The sequence below is a fragment of the Mesonia sediminis genome (genome assembly GCF_042684705.1).
In the GTDB taxonomy this organism is placed as follows: Bacteria; Bacteroidota; Bacteroidia; order Flavobacteriales; family Flavobacteriaceae; genus Mesonia; species Mesonia sediminis.
Genome location: NZ_JBHULZ010000041.1, coordinates 636,890 through 662,222 on the forward strand (window position 1 = coordinate 636,890; position 25,333 = coordinate 662,222).

Genomic DNA, 25,333 nt, shown 5'->3' on the forward strand with positions numbered 1-25,333 from the left:
TGTTTCTGCCAAAATAAATTTAAAGTTTTTTAAAAATTTATTTTTGACAACCGCTTAGCTTATTTAAGAAGGCAAAGATAAAAAGTCTTTCTTTATCTCACAACCCCTAAACTAAACTATTTCGCTTTTTAATGAACTTACAATGACTTGCGCCGTTTGCGGGTGCAAATGTAGAACCTTTATTCCATTGCGCAAACTTTTTATGGGCTTTTTTTTGATTTATTTTTTAATGAAATACTAATGGCTTGCTAACAAGTGATTTAACCGCCTGAAGTTTTTTAAAAGTTTTTTTCCAGGCTTACTAAAATGGAAGTTTACTTGCTTATACTCTTATTCTATAGGCTTATTCTTATTGCAAAAATTCAGGATCGGAAAAGGATCAACCCGCTTCCCTCCTATATATGTTAGTACAATTAATAATAGGTAACGAGAATAATTCCGCGAAAGCGAAGGGATAAGAATTCAAGACATCTCTGCAACAAATATTAATTATATGATAAAATGAAAAAACGCGCTATCTAATTTTTTACCTTTATGCAATGGATTATTATTCTTGGCACCTCTATTTAATGTGTGCAATGTATATTTTTGCTGGGGTAATGCATTTTGTAAAACCCAAAGCGTATGTGCGCATAATGCCCAGTATTTTTAAAAATAAAAAACGCTGGGTGTTACTAAGTGGTGCTGCTGAAATTTTATTAGGGGTTACCCTACTTTATGAACCATTTAAAGATTATGCGATTTATGGTATTATAGCGATGCTAATTGTTTTCCTGTGGGTACATTTTTATATGCTTAGTTCAAAAAAAGCCGGACTTGGGATTCCTAAATGGATTTTAATTTTACGTATTCCACTACAGGGAATACTTATTTGGTGGGCTTTCTTTTATTTACAATTTTAATTATGCCAGCTATCGATTTACCAGATGCCGATTTATATTTTGATCCGCTTTATTTACCAGTTTCTGAGGCTGACCTCTTATTTGAACATCTGTTACATCAAACAGATTGGCAAGAAGATTGTATTAAAATATTTGGAAAAGAATACTTACAACCAAGACTTACTGCTTTATATGCAACCAACAAAAACCCGTATTCCTATTCTGGTCTCACTTTACAGCCCGCACCTTTTCCTGAACCGATACTAAAAATAAAAAATAAGTTGCAAAACGATTTTGGTATACAATTTACCACTTGCTTATTAAACCTATACCGCAACGGTGAAGACAGCAACGGTTGGCACGCCGATAATGAAAGAGAATTGGGTAAACAACCTAAAATAGCATCGATAAGTCTTGGAGCCACCCGAAAATTTAAATTAAAACATATCTACAATAAAAGTTTAAAACACGATATAATGCTACCGCACAGAAGTCTTTTATTGATGCAGGGAAACACGCAGCATTTCTGGAAACACCAAATCCCGAAAACTAAAAAGCTTGTTGGGCCAAGAATAAATTTAACCTTTAGAATAATTAAAAATGACAAACAAAAAATTTAGCTTACGAGAAATTGATCGTATAATTGAAATGGCCTGGGAAGATCGCACTACTTTTGAGGCCATTGAATTCCAATTTGGAATTCCAGAAAAAGAAGTTATTAAACTTATGCAACACGAATTGAAACCTTCAAGTTTTAGATTATGGCGTGCACGGGTACAAGGAAGAAAAACAAAGCACCAAAATTTGAGAAATTTTGATGCTGGAACTTTTAAATGTAGCCGACAAAAAATAATAAGTGGCAACAAGATAAGTAAACGCTAATTAACCGTAAATTTCATTTAAAATTTTTGCCAAGCGTAAGCCACCTTTTTCTAATTGCGCTTTTAAAACAGGAAACCATTCATACATATAACTATAACGAAAATTATAGTTTTTAGATGCATCGGCATAAAGTTTAGTTGCTATTTTTTGAGATTCCAACGCCCATTCGGCCGGAGTTCCTTCTTGCAAGCTCATTATTTGATTTTTATTGAGAGAGGGTCTATGCTCTGCTAATTCGGTAAAACTCATATCGTAACTCGCTATCATTTCAGAATCCCAAACACGGTGTAAATTACTGGGTTTTCCAAACCAAATAACATCAATGTCATTTCCGCCCCGATCTTCTGCCCTACCCACATGCATGGGTTGGTGTAAATCTCCTACCAAATGTATAAGCATTTTGAGATGGAACTCTTGTTCTTGCTCTGAATGCTTTGAATCTTTTAAAACTTCAACACATTTTTCAATCGCCCAAACTATATTCTCTTCTTTTAGATTATTGATTTGAGCTATACTGGCACCTTCATCAATATTGATATAATGCCAAGCATTATACTTTCTAAAAGCTCTATCGCTTTTGATTTCATCAGAAAAAGTGGAGGCCACGGCCAAGCTCTCACCTTTTAAAATTTCTTGAACACGTTTTAGGGTATTCTTTTTAAGATATTGCTGAGCGATTTGCGCAGTTGAACGGTGACCGTTTTGCCCCCAATCACTAGGGGTATTTTTTGCTACTGCGGTTAGCGGCAGCAGGATTAAGCAAAAAGCCAAAATTAAATTCTTCATATTTATTTTTTATGCAAATATATTGTTCCCAAAAAAGATTTAAATAAATTAGCTGATTTTTTTTATGTATTTAAATACACCCCTTGTGTATCCCGATTAATTATTGAAATCACTTTCCAGTTTTGTAAAAGTATTTATATTTACCAAAATTGATTTTACCTATGGAGAATACCCCGGTTTTTACCAATGATGCCATCGTTTTTGGTTTATTAATGGTTGTTTTAGCACTGGTCTTTTACACCAATGAATCAAAAAATTCATTTTGGCAAAAGTTTTATAAAGTCGTACCTGCTTTATTAATGTGCTACTTACTCCCTGCAATTTTAAATACATTAGGAATTATTAGTGCAGAAAATTCTCAGCTATATTTTGTAGCTAGTAGATACTTGTTACCAGCATCTTTAGTTTTAATGACGCTTAGTATTGACTTAAAAGCAATTTTTAATTTAGGTCCAAAAGCATTGATAATGTTTTTTACTGGCACATTAGGTATTGTCATCGGTGGCCCCATAGCTATACTTCTAATATCTATGGTCTCCCCAGAAACTGTTGGAGGTGCGGGACCCGATGCCGTTTGGCGCGGATTAGCAACTTTGGCCGGAAGTTGGATTGGTGGTGGAGCCAACCAAGCGGCAATGTTAGAAATTTTTAAGTTTAATCCCGAAAAATATGGGGGGATGGTTTTTGTTGATATTGTGGTGGCCAACATATGGATGGCTATTGTATTAATGGGGATTGCTAAAACAGACAAAATTGACAAATGGCTTAAAGCCGATTCTAGTGCTATAACAGAACTTAAGCAAAAGGTTAGCTATTACACTGCAAGCATCTCCAGAACACCAAAACTGTCAGATTATATAATTATGCTAGGCTTAGCCATGGGAGCAGTAGGTCTAGGACATTGGGGAGCCGATGGAATTTCTAATTTTCTCAAAGACAATTTCTCTGTTTTTAACGATAAAAGCTCTGCCTTATCCTCGTTTACTTCTACCTTCTTTTGGATGATAACCATAGCTACTTTTATCGGTATTATTTTGTCTTTCACTAAAGCCAAACAATATGAAGGTGCAGGAGCTAGTAAGATAGGAAGCATTTTTATTTATATTCTTGTGGCTACTATAGGAATGAAAATGGATTTACTGATGATTTTTGACAACCCTGGCTTAATTGCAATAGGTTTAGTATGGATGGCCATTCACGCAGGCTTATTAATTGGCGTTGCAAAAATAATAAGAGCCCCCTATTTCTTTTTGGCTGTGGGTAGCCAAGCAAATGTAGGCGGGGCAGCCTCTGCTCCTGTTGTGGCTGCAGCCTTTCATCCATCACTGGCAACCGTTGGAGTTCTACTAGCAGTATTAGGTTACGTAGTTGGTACTTGGGCAGCTTATTTATGTGCTGTGCTTATGGAAGTAGCCTCTAACTCTATTTAAATTATATTTTTTAACCTATCATGAAAAAAACAATTACCGCAGTTTTAATTAGCTTTCTTGTATTAGCTTGTCAAGACAAAGAATCCAATTTTACGCTTAATGGAAAGGTAGACGGTCTGAGAAAAGGAACCCTTTATTTACAAAGGGTAAAAGATTCATTTGTAATTGACCTAGACTCGATACACGTTCGAGGCGAAGAAAGCTTTAGTTTGAAAACCAACTTAAAAGAGCCAGAAATCTTATTTGTGTATTTGGATAAAGGAGTTGGTGAAAACAGCGATAATATTGTAGAAATTTTTGCTGAACCCGGTACGCTAAACTTTAAAACTGATTTAAAAGAATTTTCGTACAATGCCAAAATCGAAGGGAGTACTAACCATAAGCTTTTGCAAGATTATTTTGCGGTTATAAAAAAGTTTAATGACGAAAGACTAGATATTGTTGAGGCCAGCTTTAAAGCTTACCAAGATCAAGATGAAGAAGAGACGAAAGCCATCCAAAAAAAGTTCAACCAGCTTTTAAAGCGCAAGTATCTCTACACTGTGAATTTTGCTATCAATAATAAGGACTACGAAGTTGCTCCTTATATTATGATTACAGAAGCATTTGATGCTAATGTAAAATATTTAGATACGGTTTATAATTCGTTGCCTAAACCAATTAAAAAATCTCGGTACGGTAAAACATTTAAAAATTTAATTAAAGAGCGTAAGAAGCTTAGTAAATTAGAAGAGAAGAAATAACCTAAAATTTCTATTTTTTATAAAATCAATTTAGGTAGAACAAAATCTTCTTTTCGATTAAAAGTCTCCACAATTAAGAAAAGATTTACTGCTTTTGAACGTTTAAAAAAGTACTACAAAAATCATAAAAAAACGCGATCGTTACCGATCGCGTTTTTATTTATTGTGATTTAATAAAGTTTATTTTACCTCTTCAAAATCTACATCTTCAACATCGTCTTTAGAAGCGTCTCCTCCTGCTTCACCTTGCGCACCGGCGTTGCCTGCATTTTGGGCGCCAGCTCCGTTTTGCTGAGCTTCTGCCTGCGCTTTGTACATCTCTTCAGATACACTCTTCCAAGTTTCATTTAACTTGTCTAGCGCTGGAGTGATTGCTTCTAATTCTTTGGTTTCATAAGCTTTTTTAAGCTCTGCTAATGCATCTTCAACCGGCTTTTTCTTATCATCAGATAATTTGTCGCCAAACTCTTTCAATTGTTTTTCAGTTTGAAAGATCATCGCATCAGCTTCATTCAGCTTATCTACTTTTTCTTTTGCTTTTTTATCCGCTTCAGCGTTAGCCTCTGCTTCACTCTTCATTTTCTCAATTTCCTCCTCGGTTAATCCAGAAGATGCTTCGATTCGGATATCTTGTGATTTACCAGTAGCTTTATCTGTAGCGCTTACTTTAATAATACCATTGGCATCAATATCAAAAGTCACTTCAATTTGTGGTGTACCGCGTTGTGCTGGTGGTATACCATCTAAATGGAACCTACCAATAGTTTTATTATCGGCAGCCATTGGTCGTTCTCCTTGTAGCACGTGAATTTCTACAGAAGGTTGATTATCTGCTGCGGTAGAAAATATTTGTGACTTCTTAGTAGGGATGGTAGTATTGGCTTCAATTAACTTGGTATTTACACCTCCCATAGTCTCAATACCCAATGAAAGTGGTGTTACATCTAGTAAAAGAACATCCTTTACATCTCCTGTTAATACCCCACCTTGAATGGCAGCTCCTAAAGACACTACCTCATCTGGGTTTACACCTTTACTTGGTTTCTTACCAAAGAAGTTTTCAACCGCTTCCTGTACAGCAGGAATTCGAGTAGAACCTCCTACTAAAATTACTTCGTCAATATCGCTTTTTGATAAACCAGCTGCTTTCATAGCCTTTTCACAAGGTGCTATAGTTCGCTTTACAAGGTCACTAATTAACTGCTCAAACTTAGAACGAGAAAGTTGTTTTACCAAGTGCTTAGGTCCACTAGCAGTAGCGGTAACATAAGGCAAATTAATTTCTGTACTTGAAGAACTTGATAATTCAATTTTAGCTTTTTCTGCAGCTTCTTTAAGACGCTGTAAAGCCATAGGGTCTTTGCGTAAATCGATATCTTCTTCTTTTTGAAACTCATCGGCCAACCAATCTATTATCGTTTCATCTACGTCATCTCCACCTAAGTGTGTATCCCCATCGGTAGCTAAAACTTCAAATACACCGTCACCTAATTCTAAAATAGAAACATCATGCGTACCTCCACCAAAATCAAATACTACAATCTTTTGGTCTTGTCCTTTTTTATCTAAGCCATAAGCTAAAGCTGCAGCTGTAGGCTCATTAATAATTCTACGCACTTTTAAGCCAGCAATTTCACCTGCTTCTTTGGTAGCTTGTCTTTGCGAATCATTAAAATAAGCCGGAACGGTAATTACCGCCTCACTTACGTCTTGACCTAAATAATCCTCGGCAGTTTTCTTCATTTTTTGAAGAATCATAGCCGATAATTCTTGTGGGGTATACAAACGCCCATCGACATCTACACGCGGGGTGTCATTATCTCCCTTTACCACTTTATAAGCAACACGATCTGCTTCTCTATTTGATTCAGAATACTTGTTACCCATAAAACGCTTGATAGAAGCAATTGTTTTTTCTGGGTTAGTCACCGCCTGTCGCTTAGCCGGATCTCCTACTTTAATCTCACCATCTTCAACAAAAGCTATTACAGACGGGGTAGTTCGCTTACCTTCAGCATTAGGAATTACTACAGGCTCATTCCCTTCCATCACAGAAACACACGAGTTAGTAGTACCTAAATCTATACCTATTATCTTACTCATAATTTATATAATTTATTTTTTTTAAACTTTAAATTCGCTTAGCATTATTCAATCTTTGTGCCAGCAGATTAAATATGACATCATGTCACCTTTATACTTTTATTACTTGTCATTGTGCCTGTTGGGGGTTCTTTCTTTTTATAAAAAACAAAAAAAGAAAGCCGGGCTATACGCTTAAAGTCCGCAAAATCAAGCTTTAAAAAAGCTTGATTTTTTACGGGCTAACGCTGCTATCCCTAACCCGATAAAATACTCAAAGCATTTAAAATAGCAAACAAATAAGTAAGCAGACATGTGGAAAGATGAATTTTTTCTTTCATCTTTGTAGTTGCCATAATTTAATTGGAAGAAATGAAAAAAGTTGAGTGCATCAGTGTTTTTGATATGCTAAAAATAGGTGTAGGGCCATCTAGTTCCCACACCCTAGGCCCTTGGCGTGCTGCCCAGCGTTTTATAGATGAATTAAAAGAAGAAGAAATTTTTAATCGAGTTACAAAAATCCATGTTGATTTATACGGCTCATTATCGCTGACCGGTATAGGTCACGCTACCGATATTGCGGTATTATTGGGCTTATTGGGCTATGATCCCGTAAAAATGGATTTAGATTTGCTAGAGCCTAGTATAACTAAAATTAAAGAAAGCCATATACTTCATCTTAACCAAGAACGAGAACTCAATTTTGACCCTGCCAAACAGGTGGTTTTTAATAAGAAATTTCTTGATTTTCATCCTAATGGTATGACCTTTATTGCTACAATAGATGATACAAGTCAATATAAAGCTACGTTCTATTCTATTGGTGGTGGTTTTGTAGTTAAAGAAGAGCGAGAAAATGCTAAGAAAAAGGTAGAGGTATTTAAACAATTCCCTTTTAGTATTGAAAAGGGAACTGAGCTATTGGCTTTTTGCAAGCAAGAGAATAAAAATATCGCTCAAATTGTATTAGAGAATGAAAAATCGCTAAGAAGCGAAAAAGAAATAGACGAGGGCTTAAAAGCAATTTGGCATGTAATGCTCGAGTCTATGTATGTAGGTTGTCATACCCCTGGAATTTTACCAGGCGGTTTAAAAGTACAACGCCGAGCATTTGGAATTCACGAGAAGCTTATTGGCGATCAAGATTATTCCAATCCTCAAGACTGGCTGGAAGCCATACGTAAAACAGAGGTGAAATTCAGACAAATTTTAAAATGGGTAAGTTGTTATGCCATTAGTGTTAACGAAGTAAATGCTAGTTTAGGCCGAGTAGTAACTGCCCCCACCAATGGTAGCGCTGGTACCGTACCCGCGGTAATGATGTACTATATGACGATAGAAAATCATCAAGCTACTTTTGAACACCTTAAAGAGTTTATGCTGGTTGCTGGCGAGATAGGCAGCTTGTTTAAAAAGGGAGCAACCATATCGGCAGCTATGGGTGGGTGTCAAGCAGAAATCGGTGTTTCATCGGCCATGGCGGCTGGAGGTTTAGCGCATCTTCTTGGAGGAACGCCAGAACAAGTACTTGTGGCAAGTGAAATTGCTATGGAGCATCATTTAGGCTTAACCTGTGACCCTATTGCTGGTTTAGTTCAGGTGCCTTGTATAGAGCGTAACGCGATGGGCGCCATTAAAGCGATAAATGCCGCCGAAATAGCCTTAGAAACCGATGCTACCAAAGTAAAAGTACCACTAGATAGTGTTATTGAAACAATGTGGGATACGGCAAAGGATATGAATTCAAAGTACAAAGAAACCTCAGAGGGAGGCCTAGCTGTTAGAGTAAACCTAAGTGACTGTTAAAAAAAATCCCTATTTTGATAGGGATTTTTTTATTTTAAATTATAAGTTTTCTTGTATTAACTTAAACAATACTTGTTTATTATCTTTGTGTAATTTTAAATGGTCGCGAACGCGTTTTTTGTAGTCCTGATGCTCATTGAGGTAATAGGTTTCGCAAGATAAATCGTCGCATTCTTGGATGCCATTAGACACCACATCATAATCGATTAACTCTTCTAAAAACTTTTTGGTAGTCTCTAGATTTTCGGCTAATATCTGTTTAACTTCTTTATAGTTAGGCGAAGTATTAAACTTTAATTCATCTTTAGCCAATAACTGTTTAAAAAAAGTTATTTCAGTAACCATAAACTTAAGTTCGTCTACCCAAAAGTTCAAATCTTTATTCATATTGAGTATTTGGATTTCTTCTTCGCTGTAATGTTCCTGTATTTTATCGGGCATAACCTGAATTTTTGCGTTGCGGCGATGAAATTACAAATTTTTAGGATAAAAAAAACCTTCTCTATATCAATTTATCTTTTTGTTGATAAGATAAATTGATATAGAGAAGGTTTAGTTTCTTTGAAAGAATGATTTTATGGGAAAATTCCGCGTTGCTTATAAGCCATTTCTATTCGATAAATAGCCAAAACATATGCAGCCGTTCTCCAGTCTGTTTGTCTTTCTTTTACCTCGTTTTCAACTTTCTTAAAAACGCCAGTTAGTTTTTTCTCTAAACGAATCATAATTTCATCTAACTGCCATAATTCTCCGTTACGGTTTTGTAACCATTCAAAATAACTACCAATTACACCACCCGAATTACATAAAATATCAGGTATAATAGTAACCCCATTTTCTAATAGTATCTTCTCTGCTGCATCGGTGGTTGGCCCGTTTGCTCCTTCTGCGATTAAGGGCGCTTTAACATCGGCTGCATTCTCTTCGGTAATTTGATTTCCTAGGGCTGCTGGAATTAAAATATCACATTCTAAGCCAAAAAATTGTTTAGGGTCAATTTCTTTATCATCTGCGAAACCAGCTATAGAATTCTTTCTAGGTTTGCTGTGCTCAAACAAATCTTCTACGCTAAATCCTGCTTCATCGTGTATGGTAGCATGTGCATCTTGAACTGCAATTAGTTTTGCACCATCTGCCTCTAAGAATTTAGAAGCCCAGTAGCCTACATTTCCAAAACCTTGCACAATAAAGGTTTTACCTTTTAAAGATTCACCTCTACTTTCATGGTATAATCTTATAGTTAAATAAACTCCAAAGCCTGTTGCACGGTCTCTACCTTCTAATCCTCCAGAACCTACAGGTTTACCGGTCACTACGTGTTGATGTTTTGATCTTTCAGATGGAGATTTAGTACTCATATAAGTATCTGCGATCCACGCCATAGTTTGAGCATTGGTATTTACATCGGGGGCAGGAATATCATGCTCGGCACCAATATTTTCTCCCAAAGCATAAGTAAATCGTCGCGTGATTCGCTCTAACTCGGTAATAGAATATTTTCTAGGATCTAATTGAATTCCTCCTTTTGCACCACCGTAAGGCAATCCTGCTAAAGAGGTTTTCCAAGTCATCCAAATAGCCAAAGCCTTTGCCGCTTCTACATCAACATCGGCGTGATAACGCAAACCTCCTTTGTAAGGACCTAAGGCATTGTTATGCTGAACGCGGTATCCAGTAAAAATTTCTACATCACCATTATCCATCCTTACGGGAAAATGAATAATGATCTCATTATTAGTTACCGCTAAGATTTTTCTGATATTCGGATCTAAATCCATGTAATCTGCAACTTTATTGTATTGCTTCATTACATTATCATACATGGTTTCTTTTTTATTAGCCATATATTTTTATTTTTAAATTTTTAGAGCAGTATAAGAACAATAGCTGCCCTACCCTGCTTTCTTTTTAAACAATTATTTATCAAATTTATGAAACCTAAAAGACCTAATCAGCATGATAATTGAAAAATATTAGAATATTTTAATTATTTTACCAATCGATTAATTTACAGAAACTTACAGCAAACTCTTTCGTTCTCTAGCCATAAAAATTTTCATATGAAAATTGGTTCCTAAATTTCTAGCTAACTCTTTGGCTCTTTCGGCGCGTTCTCCTTCGTACAATTGGTCTATGGTCTGCCACCACAAATTTAACCAAACACCAAAATGCTTTGCCTCAATACTATTATCAAATTTTTGGTCAACCATAATGTGTGCCCTACCGGGGCGGCCTCTAAACTTATCTACATAAAACAAATTGCTTTCCCAAAAGTCGGTTAATTTCTCGAGGTGTTCCTCCCAGTCTGATATGGTCTCATTAAAAAAATGTCCTATTTCTTTATTCTTACGCACCTTTTGGTAGAAGCTTCTTACCAACAAAGCCACGTCTGCTCGTTCTTCAATTTCTTTTAACATCTGCAGGCTTATTTTTAATTATTTAATCGTTCATAGGCTAATTTACTCAACTCTTCTTGATGATCGGGGTGTGCTATAGAAATTAACGCCTTTGCTCTTTGCTTTAAGCTTTTTCCAAATAAATTTACAACTCCGTTTTCGGTAACCACATAATGAACGTGTGCACGTGTTGTGGTTACCCCTGCCCCTTTCTTTAGGTAAGGGGTGATTTTTGAGATGCCTTTGGCGGTAATAGAAGGCATGGCTATGATTGCTTTACCGTCTTCTGAAAGACTTGCTCCTCGTATGAAATCCATTTGGCCTCCAACTCCAGAGAATTGCATTTTTCCAATGGTATCTGCACAAACTTGCCCAGTAATATCTATTTCAATTGCCGAATTTATAGCAGTTACCTTAGGGTTTCTACGTATTATAGAAGTGTCATTGGTATAAGCCGCTTCTTTAAAATGCACCATTGGGTTATCATCAATGAAATCATATAATTTGGGAGATCCCATAGCAAAACAGGTTACAATTTTACCGTTTTTCACCATTTTCTGACTGCCATTTATGATTCCTTTTTCTACTAAAGGAAGAATACCATCTGAAAACATCTCGGTATGAATACCAAGATTTTTATGGTTTTTTAAATTATTTAAGACCACATTAGGTATGGCTCCAATACCCATTTGTAAGGTAGCACCGTCTTCTATCAATTGGGCTACGTGATTACCAATAGCTAATTCTGTAGCCGTCGGTTCAGAAAGAAATACTTGGTGTATAGGTTCATCGACCTCAACCATGGCATCAATTTGCTGTACGTGAATTATTCCATCGCCGTGAGTTCTCGGTACATTTGGGTTTACTTGTGCAATTACACGTTTTGCATTTTCTATAGCCGATAAGGTTACATCTACAGAAGTTCCTAAAGAGCAAAAACCATGTTTATCTGGTGGAGAAACTTGAATAAAAGCTACATCTAAAGGCAATATGTTACGCTTAAACAATAAGTGAACCTCACTTAAAAATATGGGTATATAATCTCCTTGTTGTTGATTGACCGCTTTTCTTACATTGCTACCAACAAAGCAAGAATTTACTCGAAAGATTTGATTGTAAGGCTCTTGAGTATATTTAGCTTCTCCTTCGGTGTGGAGTTGTACTATTTCTACATTATCTAATTCTTTATATCGATCGCACAGCGCTTTAATGATTAACTTTGGGGTCATCGCGGCTCCTTGAAAAAACAACCTAGAATTAGATTTAACTTGTTCTACTGCTTGTTGGGCGGTAATATATAACATAATAAGTACTTTAAATTTTATGCAAAATTACACGTACAGAGCGAAGTAAACTATGATATTTATTAGTTTTGTGGCAAATTTGGTGCACAGTCAAAATTTGCTTCGGGCGACTCAATAAAGTTAACCGATTCTGGCGAAACATAAGGAATACCTAATCCTAACCCTCGTAAAATAAAAAGTATACCAATTACGACCAAAGCATATGGTATTATTTTTTGAAATCTATTGCGCCATTTTTGATTAAGGAAATCTTTTGCATATATCACTAAAGTCATTAAGGGTATTGTTCCTAAACCAAAGAGCAGCATATAAGTGGTGCTTAAGGCCATAGACTCGAATGTGAAGGTTGCAAATACCGCCATATAAAGTAACCCACAAGGTAAGAATCCGTTAAGGAAACCAATAGTAAGGAATGTATCTGGCGTACGCTTTTTTAGTTCTTTACCTAAAGCCGATTTTACTTTAGCAATTAATTTATATATAGGATTAACCACATTTATATTCCTAAATGTACGGCTAGGTAGAACAACCACTACAATCATTATCACCCCAATTAAAATAGAAATAAACTGCTGAAAACCAAATAAGTATAATCCTTTACCAATTAAGCCGAAAAGTAAGCCAATGATGCAATAGCTTATTAATCTACCTAAATGATACAAGCTTAACTGAAAACCTTTACGTATACGATTGGTGCGGTCTAGAGGCAGCATAAAGGCAATTGGCCCGCACATACCTACACAATGCAGGCTGCCCAACAAACCTAATAGAAAAGCAGACCAAAGCATAGTTATAAATGAAGCTCTTTTTTAAATCGGTAATTTTTATTGTTTTCTTCCCATTCTATTATAACCGACCAAATGCCCCCGACCAATTTTTCTTTGGGTACAAACATTTCTCCATTCTTCAGTTGAAAAGGCAAGGTGAAATCTAGTTTTTTGTTTGATGGTCTGTACATAAGAAGTGTACCTTTAGCCAATTCACTCACCTTATCTTTAGGCATTTTGATACGTAAATCTCCAGCTATTTCTTCGACCACAATATCCTTTTTAAATGGTAATACATTTTGCTCTGCCTCAATTTGTCCGTTTAACTTTAACTCTTGTTTGTAATACTCTTCTACTACCAAATCGTGCTCATACGCATCATTGGTAGAGACTTTTATAACAAAATAAAGTATAAAGCTTATAAATCCTATAAAGGCAATCACGATACCCCAACCCCAATTAATTTTCATAATTTTTCTTTTTTATCTGAAACTTCTTGGTCCTAAAAATGCAGTTACCGTAGTTTCAATTAATTTTTCACCGCTGTAAACACCAATTTTCAATCGTTCTCGATCGCTCTCAATGGCTGGCAAAGGAATTTCAATAAATAAAGTACCCTGTGCCATACCTTGTTCTGGAACTTCAAAAGAGTCTTGAGAGACAACCTCTATAGTACCCTTATGGGAAATTAACTTAAAGTTTACATCTTCAATTTTTGAAGTAGTTTTATTAATTAATTTATAAGTGTAGACATTACTTATAATATTATTTTCTTTCTTCTCATACAACTCTCCAGGTAACCGCAAAATACTGGCTTCAACATCGTTACGCAAAAACAACATACCAATAAGGACCGCTATTAGTATACCCAATACAGCGGTATAGCCTTTTAATCTTGGTGAAAAAGTAAAAGGTTTCTTTTCGGCAATGTTTGCTTCACTCGCATAACGTATAAGCCCTTTTGGTAGATTTACCTTTTCCATCATGGCATCGCAAGCATCTATACAGGCGGTACAGTTTACGCACTCAAGTTGGGTGCCGTTTCTAATATCTATACCTGTAGGACAAACTTGAACACATTGAAAACAATCGATACAATCACCCTTACCGCTGGCAGCTCGATCTTCGTTTTTCTTAAATTTAGCCCTTCCTTTTTCTTTTTCACCACGTTTATAATCATAGGCTACAACAATAGAGTTTTTGTCTAATAAAACCCCTTGAAGTCTTCCGTAAGGGCAAGCGATTATACAGACTTGTTCTCTAAACCAAGTAAAAACAAAGTAAAATACACCGGTAAATATAAGCAATGGCAAAATAACATCGGTATGCGCTAAGGGACCTTCAATAATGTATTGAATAAGCTGATCGCTACCTATGAGATAAGCCAAAAATACATTTGCTATTAAAAATGAAATGATAAAAAATATAAACCATTTTAAGGTTTTCTTCTTTATTTTATCCGCATTCCAATCTTGCTTATTGAGTCTAATTTGTTTACCGCGGTCTCCTTCTATCCAATATTCAATGCGTCTAAAAACCATCTCCATAAAAATGGTTTGCGGGCAAATCCATCCACAAAAAATACGCCCAAATGCTACGGTAAATAGAGTAATAAACACCACACCAATTATCATAGACATTACAAAGAGATAAAAATCTTGTGGCCAAAAAGGTAAACCGAAAATATTGAACCGCCTTTCTAAAACATTAAACAAAAGGAATTGATTTCCGTTGATTTTTATGAACGGTGCGGCAAATAGAAACAACAATAAAAAATAGCTTACATATTTTCTATAATCGTAGTATTTACCCACGGGTTTTTTAGGGTATACCCAAGCTCGTTTTCCTTCTTCGTCTAAGGTCCCTATGGAGTCCCTAAACTTTTCATTACCTTCTTCAAATTTACTCATACTGTAAAATGCCTATTATGATAATTCAACCTTTTCTTAAAAAAAAGACTTCTAACCAAAATCAGAAGTCTTTTATCGTGCTAAGATTTAGTTATAATTTTGGTTTGCAAAAACAAGATACTACTCATTACCTGCCCATAAATCGCCTTGTGGTTCTTTTGCGCCTTCTGGGTTGGTACCACCTAATGAAATAACATAGCTAGCTACTTGTGCCATTTCAAGAGGCTTCAAAGTTTGTTTCCAAGCTACCATTCCTTTACCATCACGACCTCCTTCTGAAATGGTTTTAAAGACGTTTTTAACCCCACCGCCAAGTATCCAATACTCATCGGTTAAATTAGGCCCGATACTTCCGCCTCCATCGGCTTTATGGCAAGCAATACAGTTTTGCATATATATATTTTCGCCAGCTGTTAGGTCTGAAGCATCTGTCAATAAGGTTACCGTGTTAATATCGATCAAGTCTTTTGCTGTTCTCTTATACTCTTCTATCTCTTTTTCTGCTTGAGCTAATTCCATTTCAAATTCTTCATGTTGCGTGTAATCTACAAAGATGTGAAAACGTACCATATAGACAACTGCAAAAATAATTGTCGCATAAAACAAGTAGGTCCACCAAGGCGGCAAGTTATTATCGAGCTCTTTAATACCGTCATAATTATGATCTAAAATGATTTCATCTTCATTCTCGATAGGCTTTTTATCAAGCATTTTATGATAAGTTTCTTTTAACCAAAGCATAACTTTTGATTCTTCAGCTTGACTGGCCTCAAAACCAAGTTTTTTATCTTCAGGTAAGGCTTTATATAAAACACTATTTAGCGCCTCAACAGCAATTTCTAAAGCTACCACAACCAATACCGCAACACCAAAAACTAGCCAAGCTATGGGGTACACCATAAAGGTGGATTGATCTCCTGTTTCTACTGTATACTCTATAAGCAGATATGCTAAAAGTACAAATAAGGCTAAGCGGATGTATGAACCGATTGTTTTCATAATTCTTGATCGTTTTGGTTATCTAAAGGCAAGTTACTTACCTCTTTTATATAGTCTTTTTTGGCGGTAAATACCCAGTAGAATAATGCTGAAAAGAATAGGAAAAATATTAGCAATGAAATAATTGGGTAAATCTCGATATTTTCGATGGTCTCTAAATGACCTTTTACAAATTTAAACATCGTGTAATGGTTTTTTAGTTTGTACTAGAAACTTCTTCTTTTACATTAATATCTGTACCTAATCGTTGTAGATAAGCAATAACGGCAACTACTTCTCGATTTCGCATTTCAACAAACTCTAATCCGTTTTCTTGAGCATAAGCTTTATCGGCTTTATAGGTCTCGGCAAAATCGGGATCGGTGTGTAGGTTCTCCTCGATAGCAGCACCTTGTTCCTCCATCCATTTTTGCGCATTGGCAATCTCTTCATCGGTATATGGAACACCCAGTTTTACTAAGGTACGCATCTTCGCTTCTGTATTCGATTTATCTAAGGCATTGGTGATTAACCAAGGGTATCGTGGCATAATACTACCGGCCGAGGTAGTCTGCGGATCATAGAAGTGATTGAAGTGCCAGTTATCAGAATATTTTTTACCGATTCTGTGTAAATCTGGACCAGTACGTTTACTACCCCATAAAAACGGACGATCATATACAAACTCTCCCGCTTTTGAATACTCCCCATAGCGTTCTACCTCACTTCTAAAGGGTCTAATCATCTGTGAGTGACAAGAAACACAACCTTCACGGATGTAAATATCGCGCCCCTCTAGCTCTAGTGGAGTATAAGGTTTAACGGTAGAAATAGTCGGGATGTTGGACTCTACCAATAGGGTAGGTATAATTTGTACAGCTCCTCCAATCAAGATGGCAATAGTGGCATAAATAGTTAATTTAACGGGTCTTCGCTCTAACCAAGTGTGATAACCCTCACCTGCCGTTCTTTTCTTTGTAACTTTAGGTAATGCTGCAGCTTCGGCCAATTCATCGGTAACGGCAGAACCTTTTCTTACAGTCATAACCACATTATACAATAAGATAAATGCACCTACAATATACATAGAACCACCAATAGCACGCATCCAATACATAGGCATAATTTCGGTAACGGTTTCAAGGAAGTTTCCATACACCAATGTACCATCTGGGTTAAATTGCTTCCACATAGAAGCTTGTGTAAATCCGGCTACATATAGCGGAAGCGCATACAGAATAATCCCTAAAGTTCCCACCCAAAAATGCACATTGGCTAGGGCAATAGAGTATAATTTAGTTTTAAACAAGCGTGGAATCAACCAATAAATCATTCCAAAGGCTAAAAATCCGTTCCAAGCAAGTGCTCCCACGTGAACGTGAGCAATGATCCAATCGGTAAAGTGACCAATAGCATTAATGTTTTTTAATGATAGCATAGGTCCTTCAAAAGTGGCCATACCATAACCGGTAATGGCAACTACCATAAATTTAAGAATAGGATCTGTTCTTACTTTATCCCAAGCACCTCGTAAGGTCAATAAACCGTTGATCATACCTCCCCAAGACGGAGCGATAAGCATTACCGAAAAAGCCACCCCTAAATTTTGAGCCCAATCTGGTAAAGAAGAGTACAATAAGTGGTGCGGTCCTGCCCAAATATATATGAAAATTAACGACCAGAAGTGAATAATAGATAGTCGGTAAGAATAAACGGGCCTATTGGCTGCTTTAGGCACAAAATAGTACATTAAACCCAAGAATGGTGTGGTTAAGAAAAACGCAACCGCATTATGCCCATACCACCACTGCACCAAAGCATCTTGAACCCCGGCATAAGCAGAGTAACTTTTTAAGAAAGTTGCAGGCAATGCTAAACTATTGAAAATATGTAAAACTGCCACCGTTACGAACGTAGCCAGGTAAAACCAGATCGCAACATACATATGACGCTGTCTACGTTTTAATATAGTAGCTATTAAGTTCCAACCAAAAACAACCCAAACTACCGCAATAGCTATATCTATTGGCCACTCTAACTCAGCATATTCTTTTGAGCTGGTAAAACCTAAGGGTAAGGTAATTGCTGCAGCTACAATGATGAGCTGCCAACCCCAGAAATTAATATTACTCAAAGCATCGCTAAACATACGTGCTTTAAGAAGGCGTTGAGTAGAATAATACACTCCTGCAAAAATCGCATTCCCTACAAAAGCAAAAATCACCGCATTAGTATGCAGTGGTCGTAGCCTACCAAAACTCAACCATGAAATGCCGTCGGTTAGGTTAGGAAAAATAAACATAAAGGCTAATAGCAAGCCCACAGACATTCCTACGATACCCCAAAATATGGTTGCATACAGGAATTTTTTTACAATCTTATTGTCATAATAAAATTTTTCGATTTCCATAATATAATAATTAGTCTTTGGTTTTTATTGATTGTTTTTGATTTTCTTCTTTAACCAATTCATCTTCAAAAAGCATTCTCACGGCGGGTGTATGCACATCATCATACTGCCCACGTTTTACGGAGTAAATAAATACTCCAAAAAAAATAAGAGCAACTAAAATACTCAATGCCAATAAAAGATAAATTACACTCATGTTTAAATTCTAGTTTTCAAAATTACTTGTGAAAGCTTTCTTAAAAAATGACAATTATCAATTTTTAAATAATTTCAACTTTCTACTGGTATAATTGGTTAGCAAGGTAACAAAAATCAATACACTAATAGAGCTTAAGGGCATTAAAATAGCTGCAATCACAGGTTTCAGCTGTCCAGTTACCGCAAAATAAAGTCCGATTACATTATAAAGGAAAGACAAAACAAAACTATATTTAATCGTGTTCACTGTCTTTCTAGCTGCTAACAAAAAACTTGGCAGTTTATGCATTTGTTCGGCATCTAAAATAGCATCACAAGCTGGCGAAAACACATTTACATTTTCAGAGATAGCTACCCCTACCTCACTTTGAGCCAAAGCTCCAGCATCGTTTAGACCGTCACCAATCATCATTACTTTTTCACCTTTCTCTTGCAGTCCTTTTACAAAATTTAGTTTGTCATCGGGTTTTTGATCAAACAACAATTGGGTGTTTTTGGGTAACATTTTGGCTAGTTGTTCTTTTTCACCTGCATTATCACCCGATAAGACGACCACCTTATAAGAACGGGACAGCGCATTAAATACTTTTTGAACGCCAGACCTATACTGGTTATTAAAAGTGTACTTCCCTTTATATTCTTGATTGGCCTTTACGTGAACCGTAGTTTGTAATTGACTGTCAACCTGCGGGCTACCTACAAACGACGCCGAGCCAACTTGAATGCTATTTTCTGCTTGTCGAGCTACCATCCCCTTACCAGTAATTTCTTCAAAACTGTCTAGGGTGCTAATAGATTGGCTAGCTAAAAAGGTGTACAAAGATCTACTCAACGGATGGTTCGAAGCCCGTAAAGTGTTTTTCAACAAAGAAGCCTCCTCCTCGGTTAAATTCATACCTTCATAAGTAATAGCTACTTTTTTATTAGTGGTTAGGGTTCCGGTTTTGTCAAATATAATCGTATCGAGATCATTTAATTTTTCGATTACGTGGGCATTTTTTAAATAAAACTTAGCCCTACCAAATATACGAAGCATATTTCCTAAAGAGAAAGGAGTTGACAGCGCCAGCGCGCATGGGCACGCGATAATTAGCACCGCAGTAAAAACATTAAGTGCCATGCTAGAGTCATAATAGATCCAAAAGGCAGTTGCTACCAGCGAAATAACCAAAAGTACACTTGTAAAATACTTGCTTATTTTATTGGTCAGATTTACAAAAGAGGCATCTTTATTCTGACTAAACACATCGTTACTCCATAATTGGGTCAAATAACTTTGCTCTACAGATTTTAAGGCCTCCACTTCAATTGCGCCATCAAGTTGCTTACCACCAGCAAACAACTTATCGCCAGACACTTTACGCACTGGGTCTCTTTCTCCTGTAACAAAACTATAATCTATTTGTGCCTCGCCATTAATTAAAATAGCATCTACCGGTAAAAGTTCGCTGTTGCGGATTAAAAGCCTGTCTCCCACTTCAATATCATATACTTGAATGTTCTCTTCGGATTTATTTTGTTTGTCTATCCGGGTAACCGCAATAGGAAAATAAGATTTATAATCTCTCTCAAATGAAAGGAAGCTATAGGTTTTTTGTTGAAAAAATTTACCCACAAGCAAAAAGAAAACAAGACCAGTTAGCGAATCAAAAAAGCCTGTACCCCAATCGAATAATATTTCTATGGTACTCCGTAAAAACAAAACCAAAATACCTAATGCTATGGGTACATCTATATTTAAAATTTTAGCCTTTAATCCTTTATAGGCTGATATAAAATAATCTGTCCCCGAATAAAAAACCACGGGTAGAGAGAAGCTAAACATCAACCACCTAAACAAGTGCTTGTACTCTTCAAGCCAATACTCCTCTACCTCAAAATATTCAGGAAAAGACAAGAACATAACATTACCAAAAGCAAATCCGGCAATAGCCAACTTATAAATAAGGCTGCGGTCTACTTCTTTTTTTCCTTTATCAAAATCATCTAAACTGATGTAGGGTTCATACCCAATGCGACTGAGCAATTGCACCACCTCTTTTAAGCTTAAAGCGGATGATTTATAGGTTATTCTAACTGTTTTTTTAGGGAAATTTACCTGAGCTGTTCGAATATGTGCTTGCAGTTTATGTAGGTTTTCTAAAATCCATATGCAAGAACTGCAATGCATATGCGGAACGTACAAATTTACCACTTGAATATCGCCATCGTCAAATTCAACAAGTTTCTCAACTATTTTCTGATTATCTAGATAATCAAATTTACCAGCTACCTCTTCTGGAATGGCACCTGGGGCATCTTGCAAATCATAATAACAGCCTAAATCATTGCTAGAGAATAACTCATAAACGGTTTTACAACCCCTACAACAAAAAGCTTTTTCGTCAAATACAATTGCATCTTGATCACAAGAGTTGCCACAATGAAAACAATTATCCTGCATAACAGCTTATTTTACCTTGCAAAGGTCTTTTTAATGTACCTATATAACAATGACCAAAATCATCGTTTAATACTGCTCTAAGTTAAAAAACCATTTTGTAGATAACCAATACCAAGCTTAAATTATAATGGTTCTAAATAAAAAACCATTTCGAGTCACAACTGACCTGAAATGGTTTAAGAATAATTCTTATCTCGTAACAGACAAGATAAATTGATTTAAAACGAAGTAGATAAGTTGAGTGTAAACCCTGTATTTTCGGGTACAAAGCGGCAAACGCCACCAACACACACCAAACCTCCTCGTTGGCGTCCGTAATTTAAAGCTATTCGTGTGGCGCCAAAACGATAAGCCCCTCCGAAATTATAGTAATGATTCTTTTCTGCTTCTTTTTTTGTACCATAGTTGTAGATATCCCAAAAGTAAACCGATAGGTTTCTATTGAAGTTAAACTCTACGGTTGCTCCTGCCCAATTGCGTCTATCGGCGTCGGCCCACATATGCTCTAGCTCGACTCTTAAAGATTTTTTATTGGGTAAGCTAATCACATTCTCTACTGCTAAAATATCAGCATTTACTTGATCTCCACCTTCAACCAATCGCTTATCATAATACTGGTGCACGTAATAGAAACCGCTACGCCAATTTTTACTGAAACGCTTACGGATTTCTAGGTTATAATCAGAAAAATACTTTTGCCCTCGTCCAAAAAACTGCGTGTCATAATCTTGAGGAAAATACCGGTATTCTCCCGCCAAATTGTACCAGCTAGCAAAGTTTGCTGCTATTTCGGTTCCGTATTTACCTCCTAAACTTGTTCCCTTTTTAAAGGTATAATATACATCGAGTTGCCCGCCTGTTTCTCCAGACTTTAGAATATCAACATCTAGATTTCCTACACGGTATTGCGCTTGAAATACATAGATATTAGCTAGATTAGAGTGATGTTGTTTGGTAAGACCTGGCACATAGTTCATTATTTTATCGTTGTAATTGATACTGGTATTGTTAGCATCAATCACTTCGGGCTTACGTTCTGAGAAAAACCCCATATTTTCAAGCCTTCTTAAAGTCAAATCTATACCCAAACCACTTTTGGTGTACCCAAGGTTTATTTGATAAGCAGAACCGTCCTTAACCAAATCATTTGAAATATCATTGTTGGCATTAATAACAGCATCTTCCGTTTTATAATTAGCTTCTCCATTTACATAAAAAGAACCCAAGTAATAATTAAATCGAAAAGCCATCGCGCTGGTCAATTCAGAAAAATCTGGATTCTCGATATTGGTTTCCTCATATCGTCCTACATAAGAAGCTCCCACCGATAAATCTGATTTTTCTAATTGCAACCAATCGGTTAGATAAAATTCGCTATCAAATCCGTAAATATCTCCATCGGTCACATCAAAACCACTACGTTGTTTTCCGTAAAGGCCAGTTAAACGGATGTTATGATTAGGTCTGTACACTATACGTGCTCCACGAAGAGCATTATTGATTCCTAAAGCGCGATCTTCCCAGGTTCGTAAAAGCAATCCGCTACCAAACTGTTCATAAAAATGTCCTAAAGTAATATCTATTTTATCACTTTTGTAATTGACATAAAATGTTGCCAGATTAGTCCCTTCAAACTTAGGGTTATAATTAAGCAGCGAGTTAGCTTCGTAGGCTTCTACTTGCACTCCCGCGGTAAACTTCCCATAATTATAATTGGCGTTTAAGTAATTGTTAGATCTAAAACGATCATCGAACTCAAAATCGCCCAATTTTGGGTCATCTACATAATATTGCATATTAGATTCTAGCCCACCATAAAATCTACCTTTTATTTTATTTTCATCATCTGTTTCTTGAGCCTGAGAAATCAAACCTGCCGCCAGAAAAACTACTAGCGTTGATATTCTTTTTATCATTACAAAGCTTTTATTTCTTCGAACAATTCTTCTTCGGCACCTTCGGCGTAGCCATTAGATACGTGCATTACCTTTTGATTCTTAACCACAATGGTATGCGGTACATTGTTGATTTGTAATTTGCGTTTAAGTTCTTGGTTGGTATCTAATAAAATTTCATACTCCCAAGCTTTACCATTTACCATTGGTTTTACTCGTTTTACGGTACGAGCATCGTCTATTGAAATAGCGATTAGTTCTACATCTACCTCTTCTTGCCAGTCTGTGTAAACCGCTTTAATCGCCTCTAATTCATTAATACAAGGCGCACACCAAGTGGCCCAAAACGAAAAAATATACACTTTATCGTCTTCAGCATAATCTTTATATACATTTTTTAATTGATTGTCCATATTTTTCAATTGAACATTAGGCATTTGAGATTGAGCCTGTGAAAAATGAGCCATCATAACGGCTACAAAAATTAGTAGAATTCGCATAGTTTTATTAATTGTTTGTTAAAGCTGAGCAAATATATAATTTATAGCCTAGATAGAAAGAAACTTCATATTTTAAATTAAAAAAAAAGCAACTTTTGATATTAATTGTATATTTGTGATAATCTTAACTTTTAAAACTAAACTTAGATGAAAAGAATTTTACTTAGCTTGGCTTTGCTTTCGGGTAGTATGGCTGGTTTTGCACAGACCATTGTGTCTACCACACCCGAAAACAAGAATGTGATTTTAGAAGAATTTACAGGTATCTACTGTGGTTATTGTCCGCAAGGGCACGCAATTGCTCAAAGTTTAAAAACCAATAACCCAGGTGACGTTTTTCTGGTAAATGTGCACACGGGTGGTTATGCTAATCCTGGACCTGGTGATCCAGATTTTAGAACAAATTTTGGAGCCGCTTTGGCCTCGCAATCAGGCTTAACGGGGTACCCTGCCGGACAGGTAAACCGTCACGAATTTCCTAGTTATGCGATGGCATCGGGAGCAACCGCAATGGGAAGGAATTTCTGGACCGTTGCAGCCAATACAATTTTATCAGAGTCTTCTTATGTAAATGTAGCAGCAACAGCAAACATTGATCTGCAAACAAGAGAACTTACCGTTTATGTAGAGGCTTACTATACTGGTAGTAGCCCAGTATCAACTAATAAGCTTAACATTGCTTTAAACCAAAACAATACCGCTGGACCTCAATCTGGAGGAAATATGGGAAGTAATTACAATCATATGCACCGCCTTATTCACTTTCTAACAGGACAATGGGGAGATGTAATAAGCACTACCACACAAGGAAGTTTGTTTACCCAAACCTATACCTATACCATCCCTGCCGACCACAATAGTATTCCTATAGAGTTAAGTGAATTAGAAGTAATTGCTTATGTTGCAGAAGGTAATGAAGAAATCATTAGCGGAAATGAGGCCGTAATGACTTTAACCTCTAGCTTTAATAACGAAATTGAATTAGCTGAAATTAAAGAAATAGAAAATACTTGTAAAACAGAAGTTACTCCACAAGTTACCATTCAAAATAATGGAATGAACACGCTAACCAGTTTGGCGATTGAGTATAGCATTAACGGTGGTGCTATAAATACGCACAATTGGACTGGTAATCTTTCTATAGGTGAATCTGAAGTTGTTGATTTACCAGTAATCAATTTTACGCCACAAGCTTCTAATACTATTGACATAAACATACCTAATGACGATGATAATACCAACAACTCTGGACAAATAAACTTTGATGAAGCGCTAGAGGGTTCAAGAAATATTACTGTTGATATTAGAACAGATAATTATCCTACCGAAGCTAGTTGGGAAATACTAGACAGTAGCGGTACCGTAGTAGCCTCAGGAGGTAATTATACTGGCCCTCAAAATGGAGGTGGACCCAATGCAATGACTACTATTAGTACGACTCACGTCTTACCAGCTTCAGAGTGCTATACGATTAAACTAAAAGATTCTTATGGTGATGGTTGGTCTTATACCAATTCTATTCAACCTGGTATAGCCATCAAGTCTCAAGGAAACATTATTTACAACAAAGATGTAGGAAATTTTGGATCTGAATTAGTACTTGAAGGAGCTTTTAAAACAAATACTACCTTAGGTGTAGCCGATAATGATACTTCTGTAATTTCGGTTTATCCTAATCCTGCTCAAGATGCTATTTTTGTAAATAACCTAGACAATTTTAACATCGAAATATTTGATATTACTGGTAAGCTGGTACACAGCGCTAAAGAAGTGACAAAAGAGCAAGCGATTGGTATCGGGCATTTAGAAAACGGTGTTTATTTTGTAAACCTAGCAAGTAAAACCGTAACTTACACCACCAAATTAATAAAGAAATAATTCATAAAACGGCACCTAGAGTTTTTCTAGGTGCCTTAAAAAAC

The 25,333-nt window shown here is 36.3% G+C and carries 23 protein-coding genes; 7 read left to right on the forward strand and 16 right to left on the reverse strand.

Annotation, left to right across the window (positions count from 1 at the left end; all coding sequences use genetic code 11):
• Positions 1 to 539: 539 nt before the first annotated feature.
• From ACFSQ0_RS10955 to ACFSQ0_RS10965, 3 genes are read left to right on the forward strand one after another with little or no spacing between them, the layout of a single operon-like run.
• Entirely contained in the window at positions 540 to 902 is a 363-nt protein-coding gene (locus ACFSQ0_RS10955) for a DoxX family protein (protein WP_379048198.1), read from the forward strand.
• 2 nt (positions 903 to 904) lie between these two features.
• Entirely contained in the window at positions 905 to 1,501 is a 597-nt protein-coding gene (locus ACFSQ0_RS10960) for an alpha-ketoglutarate-dependent dioxygenase AlkB family protein (RefSeq protein WP_379048201.1), read from the forward strand.
• Entirely contained in the window at positions 1,482 to 1,763 is a 282-nt protein-coding gene (locus ACFSQ0_RS10965) for a TIGR03643 family protein (RefSeq protein ID WP_379048204.1), read from the forward strand. Before ACFSQ0_RS10960 ends, ACFSQ0_RS10965 begins: the two co-directional genes overlap by 20 nt.
• Here ACFSQ0_RS10965 and ACFSQ0_RS10970 read toward each other — a convergent pair whose 3' ends face one another.
• Entirely contained in the window at positions 1,764 to 2,549 is a 786-nt protein-coding gene (locus ACFSQ0_RS10970; protein ID WP_379048206.1) for a S1/P1 nuclease, read from the reverse strand. It lies immediately after the preceding gene.
• A gap of 161 nt (positions 2,550 to 2,710) precedes the next feature.
• On the opposite strand from ACFSQ0_RS10970, the gene ACFSQ0_RS10975 reads away from it, so the two are divergent.
• Both ACFSQ0_RS10975 and ACFSQ0_RS10980 read left to right on the forward strand, forming a co-directional pair.
• Complete coding sequence (locus ACFSQ0_RS10975; protein WP_379048208.1) at positions 2,711 to 3,979, forward strand: DUF819 family protein; 1,269 nt, start codon at positions 2,711 to 2,713, stop codon at positions 3,977 to 3,979.
• A gap of 20 nt (positions 3,980 to 3,999) precedes the next feature.
• Positions 4,000 to 4,722: a DUF4369 domain-containing protein gene (locus ACFSQ0_RS10980; protein ID WP_379048210.1), complete on the forward strand. Its 723-nt coding sequence runs from the start codon at positions 4,000 to 4,002 to the stop codon at positions 4,720 to 4,722.
• A 180-nt stretch (positions 4,723 to 4,902) separates the two neighbouring features.
• Here the strand turns inward: ACFSQ0_RS10980 and dnaK are convergent, their stop codons facing one another.
• Entirely contained in the window at positions 4,903 to 6,825 is a 1,923-nt protein-coding gene (gene dnaK / locus ACFSQ0_RS10985) for a molecular chaperone DnaK (protein ID WP_379048212.1), read from the reverse strand.
• 351 nt (positions 6,826 to 7,176) lie between these two features.
• On the opposite strand from dnaK, the gene ACFSQ0_RS10990 reads away from it, so the two are divergent.
• Positions 7,177 to 8,610, forward strand: a complete 1,434-nt coding sequence (locus ACFSQ0_RS10990; protein WP_379048214.1) for an L-serine ammonia-lyase — start codon at positions 7,177 to 7,179, stop codon at positions 8,608 to 8,610.
• Positions 8,611 to 8,649: 39 nt separating this feature from the next.
• Here ACFSQ0_RS10990 and ACFSQ0_RS10995 read toward each other — a convergent pair whose 3' ends face one another.
• From ACFSQ0_RS10995 to ACFSQ0_RS11060, 14 genes are all read right to left on the reverse strand, one after another.
• A complete protein-coding gene (locus ACFSQ0_RS10995; RefSeq protein ID WP_379048216.1) occupies positions 8,650 to 9,051 on the reverse strand; it encodes a hypothetical protein in 402 nt (133 codons plus the stop codon).
• A 134-nt stretch (positions 9,052 to 9,185) separates the two neighbouring features.
• A complete protein-coding gene (locus ACFSQ0_RS11000) occupies positions 9,186 to 10,454 on the reverse strand; it encodes a Glu/Leu/Phe/Val family dehydrogenase (protein WP_379048218.1) in 1,269 nt (422 codons plus the stop codon).
• 174 nt (positions 10,455 to 10,628) lie between these two features.
• Positions 10,629 to 11,027: a group III truncated hemoglobin gene (locus ACFSQ0_RS11005; RefSeq protein ID WP_379048220.1), complete on the reverse strand. Its 399-nt coding sequence runs from the start codon at positions 11,025 to 11,027 to the stop codon at positions 10,629 to 10,631.
• Between the two features lie 14 nt (positions 11,028 to 11,041).
• Complete coding sequence (locus tag ACFSQ0_RS11010; protein ID WP_379048222.1) at positions 11,042 to 12,310, reverse strand: acetyl-CoA hydrolase/transferase family protein; 1,269 nt, start codon at positions 12,308 to 12,310, stop codon at positions 11,042 to 11,044.
• 62 nt (positions 12,311 to 12,372) lie between these two features.
• A complete protein-coding gene (locus ACFSQ0_RS11015; RefSeq protein ID WP_379048223.1) occupies positions 12,373 to 13,098 on the reverse strand; it encodes a sulfite exporter TauE/SafE family protein in 726 nt (241 codons plus the stop codon).
• A 2-nt stretch (positions 13,099 to 13,100) separates the two neighbouring features.
• Positions 13,101 to 13,547 (reverse strand): FixH family protein, encoded by a 447-nt coding sequence (locus ACFSQ0_RS11020; RefSeq protein ID WP_379048225.1) that lies wholly within the window; start codon positions 13,545 to 13,547, stop codon positions 13,101 to 13,103.
• A 12-nt stretch (positions 13,548 to 13,559) separates the two neighbouring features.
• The gene (ccoG, locus tag ACFSQ0_RS11025) at positions 13,560 to 14,987 is read right to left on the reverse strand and encodes a cytochrome c oxidase accessory protein CcoG (protein WP_379048227.1); all 1,428 of its coding nucleotides are present in this window, start codon (positions 14,985 to 14,987) and stop codon (positions 13,560 to 13,562) included.
• 120 nt (positions 14,988 to 15,107) lie between these two features.
• A complete protein-coding gene (locus tag ACFSQ0_RS11030; protein ID WP_379048228.1) occupies positions 15,108 to 15,986 on the reverse strand; it encodes a cbb3-type cytochrome c oxidase N-terminal domain-containing protein in 879 nt (292 codons plus the stop codon).
• Positions 15,983 to 16,168: a CcoQ/FixQ family Cbb3-type cytochrome c oxidase assembly chaperone gene (locus ACFSQ0_RS11035; protein ID WP_147862045.1), complete on the reverse strand. Its 186-nt coding sequence runs from the start codon at positions 16,166 to 16,168 to the stop codon at positions 15,983 to 15,985. The genes ACFSQ0_RS11030 and ACFSQ0_RS11035 overlap by 4 nt, the downstream gene beginning before the upstream one ends.
• 14 nt (positions 16,169 to 16,182) lie before the next feature.
• Entirely contained in the window at positions 16,183 to 18,375 is a 2,193-nt protein-coding gene (gene ccoN / locus ACFSQ0_RS11040) for a cytochrome-c oxidase, cbb3-type subunit I (protein ID WP_379048230.1), read from the reverse strand.
• 10 nt (positions 18,376 to 18,385) lie between these two features.
• Positions 18,386 to 18,571, reverse strand: coding sequence for a cbb3-type cytochrome oxidase assembly protein CcoS (gene ccoS, locus ACFSQ0_RS11045; RefSeq protein WP_379048232.1), 186 nt, complete (start codon positions 18,569 to 18,571; stop codon positions 18,386 to 18,388).
• 57 nt (positions 18,572 to 18,628) lie between these two features.
• The gene (locus ACFSQ0_RS11050; protein ID WP_379048234.1) at positions 18,629 to 21,016 is read right to left on the reverse strand and encodes a heavy metal translocating P-type ATPase; all 2,388 of its coding nucleotides are present in this window, start codon (positions 21,014 to 21,016) and stop codon (positions 18,629 to 18,631) included.
• A 218-nt stretch (positions 21,017 to 21,234) separates the two neighbouring features.
• Complete coding sequence (locus ACFSQ0_RS11055; RefSeq protein ID WP_379048236.1) at positions 21,235 to 22,932, reverse strand: DUF6029 family protein; 1,698 nt, start codon at positions 22,930 to 22,932, stop codon at positions 21,235 to 21,237.
• Positions 22,932 to 23,411: a TlpA family protein disulfide reductase gene (locus tag ACFSQ0_RS11060; RefSeq protein WP_379048238.1), complete on the reverse strand. Its 480-nt coding sequence runs from the start codon at positions 23,409 to 23,411 to the stop codon at positions 22,932 to 22,934. Before ACFSQ0_RS11060 ends, ACFSQ0_RS11055 begins: the two co-directional genes overlap by 1 nt.
• A gap of 147 nt (positions 23,412 to 23,558) precedes the next feature.
• On the opposite strand from ACFSQ0_RS11060, the gene ACFSQ0_RS11065 reads away from it, so the two are divergent.
• Positions 23,559 to 25,289, forward strand: a complete 1,731-nt coding sequence (locus ACFSQ0_RS11065) for a T9SS type A sorting domain-containing protein (protein ID WP_379048240.1) — start codon at positions 23,559 to 23,561, stop codon at positions 25,287 to 25,289.
• Positions 25,290 to 25,333: the final 44 nt, after the last annotated feature.